The sequence below is a fragment of the Nocardioides sp. genome (genome assembly GCF_034670285.1).
Classification (GTDB): Bacteria; Actinomycetota; Actinomycetes; order Propionibacteriales; family Nocardioidaceae; genus Nocardioides.
Genome location: NZ_JAXMNS010000152.1, coordinates 1 through 8,011, shown reverse-complemented (window position 1 = coordinate 8,011; position 8,011 = coordinate 1). Strand labels below are relative to the sequence as shown.

Here is an 8,011-nt window from a genome sequence, read left to right as displayed (position 1 = left end):
GGTCGCCACGGTGAGGTTGACGAGGTAGGAAGCGACGGAGTGGTGCACGAACAGGCTGTCGGCGACCTTCTGGAGCCGCAGCACGTCGGCGGGCTCGAAGACCTGCTCGGCGCGGGGCGGATCGACCGACATCCGGTGCAGGATCGTGAACTCCTCCTGCCCCGTGGGGTAGGGGACGTCGACCTTCAGCAGGAAGCGGTCGCGCTGCGCCTCGGGGAGCCGGTAGACGCCCTCGGACTCCACTGGGTTCTGCGTGGCGAGCACGAGGAACGGGTCCGGGAGGGGATGACTGGTGCCGGCGATCGAGACCTGCTTCTCGGCCATCGCCTCGAGCAGGGCTGACTGCACCTTGGCCGGAGCGCGGTTGATCTCGTCGGCCAGCACGAGGTTGGCGAAGATCGGACCGCGCTCGACGTCGAAGGTCTCGGTGCTGGCGCGCCACACGCGGGTGCCGGTGATGTCACCCGGCATCAGGTCCGGGGTGAACTGAAGCCGCGAGAAGCTGCCGCCGACGACGTCGGCGAGAGTTCGCACCGCGAGGGTCTTGGCGACTCCCGGGACCCCTTCGAGAAGGAGGTGTCCGCGGGCGAGGAGCCCGACGAGCATCCGCTCGACCATGGCGTCCTGGCCGACGACGACCTTCTTTACCTCGATCAGGGCCCGTTCGAGCAGCTGGGCTGCGTCGGCGACCTCGCGCTCGTGTGCGTGCGACATGGCCCTAGTTCAGCAGACTGCTGTTCATGCGGGGGGTCTGTGAGAAGGCTGTGGGAGCCGACTCGGGGGAGCGATCAGGCAGCGACGGTCTCTCGGGTCTGACGGCCGATCGTGAAGAGGTTGTCGGTGTGGACGCTCTGGGTGCTTCCGCACCAGCAGGTGAAGGCGACGGTCATGTCGTTCTCGACTCCGGTGACCGAGGTGTTCTGGGTGGGGAAGATGAGCTGGCGGCGGGTGCACGAGGTGCAGGTGTGAGTGAACATGCTCCTATTCTGACGTGCTGAAAGGCATAGGGGTATCCTCTCCTTCCTGGTCGAGACATAGGCCGAACCTATGGTTTTATGTGACCGTGCTCTCACTCCACCAGCTCACCTGCTTCCTCGCGACCTACGAGTACGGCTCCCTCACGCGGGCCGCCGAGGAGCTCGGCTACGCGCAACCCTCGGTCTCGGAGCAGATCCGCGCGCTGGAGAAGACCCTGGGCGTCCAGCTGTTCCGCCGCGTGGGGCGCGGCGTCGTCCCCACCACCGTCGCCGACACGCTCCGTCCGTACGCCGAGCAGGTGCTCGCCTCGGTCGATGCCGCCCGTCAGGCCGTGCAGGCGGTGAAGTCGTTCGAGACCGGCACGATCCGGTTCGGGATGTTCGGCATCGCCCGGTTGTATGCCGGCGCCGGCCTGATCGCCGATGTGCTGGCGCGCTACCCGGGGGTGCGGGTCGAGCTGGTCGGGCAGAACTCGACCGAGGTGGCCGACGAGCTGCGTCGCGGTCGCCTCGAGGCGGCCATGCTCGCGGTCTCGACGGTGTCGTCCGAGGGGATGACCGTCACGCCGGTCGCGCGGGAGGAGCTGGTCTACATCAGCGCCGACCCTGCGCGCCTCGAGCTGCCGGTCACGGCGCACCGCCTCGCCCTGGCGACCCTGGTGCTGTCGGAGACGACGTACAGCGAGGTCGATGCCACCCGCAACACCCTGCGCCAGATGCTCCACGAGACCGGGCGCAACCCGCAGACCCGGATCGAGGTCGAGGACATCGAGACCGCGGTCGAGCTCGTTGGGCTGGGCCTGGCCGACTCCGTCATCCCCAAGGGGGCAGCCGAGCAGCTGCTGCCGCGCCTGGCCCCGAACGCGGGCTGGGTGCAGCTGCGCCCACGTCAGTGGGACACCTTCGCGATCGTCCACCGCTCGGGCGCGGTGCTCTCGCCGGCCGCGCAGCTGATGATCGAGCTCGCCACCCGACGGATCCAGGACATCGCCGAACCGCTGCGCCCACGGGCCGTCGCACGGCCGACGACCTGAGGTCGCGCAGGACTGGGGCCCGGCGCTGTGGCGAGGTCGTAGGATCTGCGCGCGGGGCCGATCGCGCCCAGCCATGGAACGAGCCGTGATCGGGGGGCGTGGTGACACCTGAAGCCGCCACCCCTCCGGGCGGCCGCCGCACCCGGGTCGACGCCGCGGCCCGTCTGGCAGCCACGACGCCGCACGGCTCCTCGCTCGACCGGTTGTGCGAGCTCGCCGCCACCCTGCTCGACATGCCTGCGGCGCACATCGCTCTGGTCACCGACCTCGAGCTGGTGATCGGAGAGTTCGGCGAGGACGCCCGGGTGGCGCACGCCAATCCGGCCGAGGACTCGCTGTGCGGGGTGACGGTGCAGCTCGGCGAGCCCCTCGCGATCGTCGACGCCCGCGACGACGACCGGGCGCGGCACCTGAGTCCAGTAGGTGCCGGGATCATCGGCACCTACCTCGGGGTGCCGTTGCTCGCCGGCGACGGGCTCGCGGTCGGAACGATCTGCGTGCACGGTCCGTCGCCGCGTGAGTGGTCCGAGGTCGACATCAGGACCTTGCGCCGACTCGCGGTCTCGGTCGCGGCCGAGCTCGAGCTGGCCGCGTTGAGCAGCGACTTCGAGGACAGTCAGCTCACCTGGCGCCTGGCCGCGGACTCGGCCGGGGTCGGGGTGTTCGACTGGGACGTCCGCACCGGTGACATGCGTTGGGACGACCGGCTGCTGTCGCTCTTCGGGTTCGCGCACGCAGACTTCTCCGGTCGGATCGAGATGTTCTACGACGTCGTCCATCCCGATGACCTGCCTCGGGTGATGGCGGCCATCGAGCTTGCGATGTCGACGTGCGGCGACTACGCCGCGGAGTACCGCATCTCCCTCCCGGACGGCGGGCAACGCTGGATCGGCGCCCGCGGTCGCGCGATCCCCGGTGAGGACGGTGCCGCTGCCCGGCTGCTGGGGGCTGCCTACGACACGACGGCCGTGCGCGAGGGCGAGGCCCGGGTGGCTCGCTTGCTCGAGACGATGCCCACCGCCTTCATCCAGCTCGACCACGAGTGGCGCTTCACCTTCCTCAACTTCGAGGCCGAGCGGATGATGAGCGTCAATCGGGACGCGCTCACGGGGCAGGTCCTGTGGGAGGCCTTCCCCGGCACGCTCGGCACGCGCTTCGAGCAGGAGTACCGCAACGCGGTGGCCACCGGGAGTCCTGCGTTCTTCGATGCTCGCTACGTCGGCACGCGCAATGCCTGGTACGAGGTGCGCGCCTGGCCCAGCGACGACGGCCTGGCCGTCTACTTCGTCGACGTCACCGAGCAGCACCGCAGCCGCGAGCAGGTCGAGCGCAACGAGCGCCGCCGGGCCCTGGTCGCGCTCGTCACCCAGCAGCTCTCCGGCACCCTCGACCTCGAGGAGGCCGTGAGTCGGCTCGGCTCGCTGGTGGTGCCCGAGATGGCCGACTGGTGCGTGGCGACCCTGGTCACCGAGCGCGAGCGGGAGGGGCGGCTGCCCACGTTGCGCGACGTCGGCGGCTGGCACAGCGATCCTGAGCAGCAGCCGTGGGTCGAGCGCTTCGCCGAGATCCGGATGGATCACCTGTGCGACGTGTCGTTCCTCCCCGTCGCTCTCGAGACCGACCGCCCGCTGGTCGGCGAGGACGCCGGATCGGCCCTGCGTGACGTCTTCGACTCCACCGAGGTGCACGAGCTTCTCGACCGCCTCGAGCCGTGTCATGTGGCCGTCGTGCCGCTGCGGGGACACGACCGGGTGGTCGGCCTGCTCACGGTCTTCCGTTCCGCCGAGCGCGGACCCTTCCGCGACGACGACATCGACACTCTCGCCGAGGTGGCCGCCGGCGCGGGACTGGCGCTCGACAACGCCCGACTCTTCGCTGAGCAGCGCGAGCTCGCCGAGGGCCTCCAGCGCAGCCTGCTGACCCCGCCACCGCAGCCCGAGGGGCTCGAGATCGCCGTGCGCTACGAGGCGGCCGCCGAGACGGCGCAGGTCGGCGGTGACTGGTACGACGCGTTCGTCCAGACCCAGGGAGACCCGGTGCTGGTGATCGGTGACGTCGTCGGGCACGACACCGCGGCAGCTGCTGCCATGGGCCAGCTGCGGGGGCTGCTGCGCGCGGTGGCGGTGTTCAGCGGCGGCGGGCCCGGCGATGTGCTGCGAGGCGTCGACCACGCGTTGCGCACCCTCGACATCGAGGCCACCGCGACCGCTGTGGTGGCGCGCCTCGAGCAGACCCCGGACGAGAGGCGCCGCGGACTCCGGCGGCTGCGATGGTCCAACGCCGGGCACCCGCAACCGGTCGTGCTGCATGCCGACGGGTCGGTCGAGGGGCTCGAGAGGCAGGACTACGACCTCCTGCTCGGACTGGACGCCGAGGCCGAGCGTCTCGAGCACGAGGTGGTCCTCGAGGAGGGCGCCACGGTGCTGCTCTTCACCGACGGCCTGGTGGAGCGACGCGGCGAGGACCTCGACACCGGACTCGAACGCCTGTGCCGCGAGCTGACTGACCTCGCGGAGGGCGAGCCGTGCGTGGAGGATCTCTGCGACCAGCTGCTCCAGCGGATGGCGCCGAGCCGGCGCGAGGACGACATCGCCCTGGTGGCGGTGCGGCTGAAGGGGCCGCGTCCGCAGCCCTCGGAGGTCGATCGGCGCGCGGCCCGCTTCGAGGCCGAGCCGGAGAGCGTCCCGAAGGTGCGGAAGTTCGTGCGCGACCTCGTGATGGCGCTCGACGAGGCCGTGGTCGAGGATGTCGCGCTCTGCGTGACCGAGCTCGCGACCAACGCGGTCCGCCACGGCGAGGGGCGCGAGTTCGAGGTGTCGGTGCTGCTGGAGCCCGAGGCGGTGACGGTCGCGGTGGCCGACGACGGCGCCCCTCCGACGCCACCCCTCGAGGCACGACCGGTCGCTCACGGCGACCTGGCGGATCAAGGGGTCTCGGGACGAGGTCTCACGATCGTCGCCAGCCTCGCCGACGCCTGGGGCGTGGATGACGACGGCGACGGCAAGCGCGTCTGGGCGCGACTCTCGCGCAGCACCCCGCCGGCCTAGGGCGCCGCGGACTCCGCGAGCTTCAGGACCGAGAAGGCCGCTACGAGGTGCTCGCCCAGAGTGCCTGCCCCGGTTTCGTCGGCGTCGGCGTCGAGCCAGCGCGTGATCGACCCCTGCCACAGGGCGGTCGCCGCCTCGGCGGTCACGTCGGACTCGAGGACGGCGAAGCCGGCGTCGGCCAGCGCGGTCGCGAGCGTGCGCTGCCAGGTGTGGACGACGTCGTACAGGCGACCGCGGAGGACGGGCGAGGTCGTGGCGGCCCGGCGTCGCAGCAGCATGGTGGCGCGCTCGGCCTCGTACTCCGGGGCGATCGCCACCAGGGCGGTCGCGGCGACCTGCATCGTCGTACGACCCGGCTCGGCGGCGCGGGCGACCTCCTCGTGCAGCCGGGCCTGACGCTCCTCCCGGTCGGGAGTGAGGACCCCGTCCTTGGTGGCGAAGTAGCGGAAGAACGTGCGCTCGGTGACTCCCGCCTCGGCGGCGATGGCGCCCGCCGAGGTGGATTCGTAGCCGTCGCGAGCGAAGAGCCGCAGGGCGGCGTCCTCGAGGGCGCGTCGGGTGGTGCGCTTGTGCTGCTCGCGGAGTCCGGTCATCGGCGCCGCATCAGTCGGAGGCGAGCGCTGCGCGGATCAGCGTCTCGTTGTCGGCCTGGGCGCCGGGACTGCCGCTGGTGATCGTCACCCGGGTGAGCTCGCCGGTGAAGGTGAACGGCGGCGTGTAGTCGTGGCACAGGGGCAGGCCGCGGTCGCGACCGATGAACATGCCGGTCGCGGCGGTCGAGAGGTTCGGGAAGAAGAACAGCCCGGACAGGGGCGCCCGGCCGCCCTCGACGCCGTCCACGAGCAGTCGGGCGTGCGGCTCGAGCCCGCCGACGTACTGCACCGAGACCTGGTGGGCGCCGGGGGAGACCGGCTGTTCGCAGGCGACGCGAACGAGGCCGTCGAGCATGGCGAACGCGGCCACGAGGCGGCCCTCGAGCAGGTAGCAGCCCCAGCCCCCGTGGGCGTCGCCGATCGCAGCGATGATCCCGTCGGCGCCGCCGTCGGGCACGACGATGTCGGCGGTCAGGTCGAAGCCGCCGAGGGTCGAGGGCAGCTGGCTCTCCTGGATGGGCCCGCCGCCGGGGGTGTACGTCGCCGCGGCGGGCTGTGGGTAGGCGCCGGGGTGCATGTGGGCCATCGAGGCGGGGAACTCGAAGAGCGGCAGGACTTGGTTGCGTCCGGCCTCGGCCCACCAGAGCTCCTCGAGCCGCTTGACGACGCCGGGGTGGTCGTCGGCGACGTCGACGGCCTCGGAGAAGTCGTCGGCGAGACGGAAGAGCGACCAGCGGTCGGTGTCGAAGTCGAAGCTGCCGGTGAGGGTCTCGCGCTCCCCGAACTGGTTGGGCACGTGGTCGGTGGTGGCCTTCCAGCCGTCGGCGTAGATCGCGCGGCTGCCCATCATCTCGAAGTACTGGAGTGGGCGGTGCTCGGGCGCGGCGGGCTCGGTGATGCTGGGGAGCAACGAGACGCCGTCGACGGGTTGCTGGACGACGCCGTCCACGGCGTCGGGGACGGCGATGCCGGCGGCGTCCAGGATGGTGGAGAAGAGGTCGACGGCGTGGCAGAACTGGCCGCGTACGGCGCCGGGGTCGGTGACCTTCGCACCCCAGCCCAGCACGAGCGGCGTACGGACCCCGCCGAGCCAGGCGTGCCGCTTCCACAGACGCAGGGGAGTGTTGCCGGCCCAGGCCCAGCCGAAGGGGTAGTGGTTGTAGGCGTCGTGGCCACCGATCTCGTCGATGCGCTCGATCGAGGCCTCGACGTCCTCCTGGTGCCCGAGCCAACCGGCGGCCTCGTTGAGGGTGCCGGTGACGCCGCCCTCGGCGCTGGCGCCGTTGTCGGAGAGCACCATCACGATGGTGTCGTCGGCGATGCCGCGCTGCTCGAGGTAGTCGAAGAGCCGGCCGAGGTGGTGGTCGGTGTGGGTGACGAAGCCGGCGTAGACCTCCATGTAGCGGGCGAAGAGGCGTCGCTGCTCGGCCGGGATGCTCGACCACTCCGGCACCCAGTGCGGGCGCTCGGTGAGGATCGTGTCGGCGGGTACGACGCCCGCGGCGACCTGGTTGGCGAAGACTTCCTCGCGCCACGCCTCCCAGCCGTCATCGAACTTGCCGTAGTAGGGCTCGACCCACTCCTCGGTGACCTGGTGCGGAGCGTGCGCGGCGCCGGTGGCGAGGTGGAGGAAGAACGGCTTGCGGGCCTCGGCCTGCTGCTGGTCCTGGATCATCCGGATCGACTCGTCGACGAGGTCCTCGGTGAGGTGGTAGCCCTCCTCGGGGGTCCGGGGCGGGTCGACCTGGGTGTTGTCGCGCACCAGCTCGGGAGCCCACTGGCTCGTCTCCGCGCCGAGGAACCCGTAGAAGCGCTCGAACCCGACACCCAGCGGCCACTGGTGGAAGGGGCCGGCGGAGGAGTAGTCGGTCTTGGGCGTCATGTGCCACTTGCCGACCGACATCGTGTTGTAGCCGCCGTCGCGCAGCACGCGAGCGAGCATCGCGGCCGACTTGGGGATGCGGCCGTTGTAGCCCGGGAAGCCGAGGGCGGCCTCCTCGGTCACGCCCATGCCCACGGCGTGGTGGTTGCGGCCGGTGTGGAGCGCGGCGCGGGTCGAGGAGCAGACCGACGTGACGTGGAAGCGGTTGTAGCGCAGTCCCTGCTGGGCGAGGCGGTCGATGTTCGGGGTCTTGATCGTGGCGCCGAAGCACCCGAGCTGCGCGAAGCCGACGTCGTCCAGCACGACCATCACGACGTTCGGTGCGCCCTCGGGCGCGACGGCGTACTCGACGAAGCTGGGCTGGGCACCTGCCACACGACTGTCCATGGCTCGAACCCTAAACTGTCAGTGGACTGTCACGTAAGGGATTGGGTGATGCCGGTTTCGTCCAGCGTGCACGTGGTCCGTATAGTTCCCC

Annotated in this window: 6 protein-coding genes; 2 read left to right on the top strand and 4 right to left on the bottom strand. The window is 71.0% G+C overall.

The annotated features are described in order from the left end of the window. Positions 1–714: AAA family ATPase (locus VOI19_RS09370; protein ID WP_323792701.1), on the bottom strand; the 714-nt coding region annotated here is incomplete at its 3' end. A 74-nt stretch (positions 715–788) separates the two neighbouring features. Next, positions 789–977, bottom strand: a complete 189-nt coding sequence (locus tag VOI19_RS09365) for a hypothetical protein (RefSeq protein ID WP_323792700.1) — start codon at positions 975–977, stop codon at positions 789–791. 80 nt (positions 978–1,057) lie between these two features. Between VOI19_RS09365 and VOI19_RS09360 the strand changes: the two genes are divergently transcribed. Continuing rightward, complete coding sequence (locus tag VOI19_RS09360) at positions 1,058–2,011, top strand: LysR family transcriptional regulator (RefSeq protein WP_323792699.1); 954 nt, start codon at positions 1,058–1,060, stop codon at positions 2,009–2,011. A gap of 101 nt (positions 2,012–2,112) precedes the next feature. Then, the gene (locus tag VOI19_RS09355; protein ID WP_323792698.1) at positions 2,113–5,058 is read left to right on the top strand and encodes a SpoIIE family protein phosphatase; all 2,946 of its coding nucleotides are present in this window, start codon (positions 2,113–2,115) and stop codon (positions 5,056–5,058) included. Here VOI19_RS09355 and VOI19_RS09350 read toward each other — a convergent pair. Beyond that, complete coding sequence (locus tag VOI19_RS09350; protein WP_323792697.1) at positions 5,055–5,651, bottom strand: TetR/AcrR family transcriptional regulator; 597 nt, start codon at positions 5,649–5,651, stop codon at positions 5,055–5,057. The genes VOI19_RS09355 and VOI19_RS09350 overlap by 4 nt on opposite strands. 10 nt (positions 5,652–5,661) lie before the next feature. Next, the gene (locus VOI19_RS09345) at positions 5,662–7,920 is read right to left on the bottom strand and encodes an arylsulfatase (RefSeq protein WP_323792696.1); all 2,259 of its coding nucleotides are present in this window, start codon (positions 7,918–7,920) and stop codon (positions 5,662–5,664) included. Positions 7,921–8,011: the final 91 nt, after the last annotated feature.

What these genes read in the sequence shown, in the direction of transcription:
- VOI19_RS09365 (WP_323792700.1), bottom strand. Translation starts at nt 977, where the DNA reads ATGTTCACTCACACCTGCACCTCGTGCACCCGCCGCCAGCTCATCTTC.
- VOI19_RS09350 (WP_323792697.1), bottom strand. Translation starts at nt 5,651, where the DNA reads ATGACCGGACTCCGCGAGCAGCACAAGCGCACCACCCGACGCGCCCTC.
- VOI19_RS09345 (WP_323792696.1), bottom strand. Translation starts at nt 7,920, where the DNA reads ATGGACAGTCGTGTGGCAGGTGCCCAGCCCAGCTTCGTCGAGTACGCC.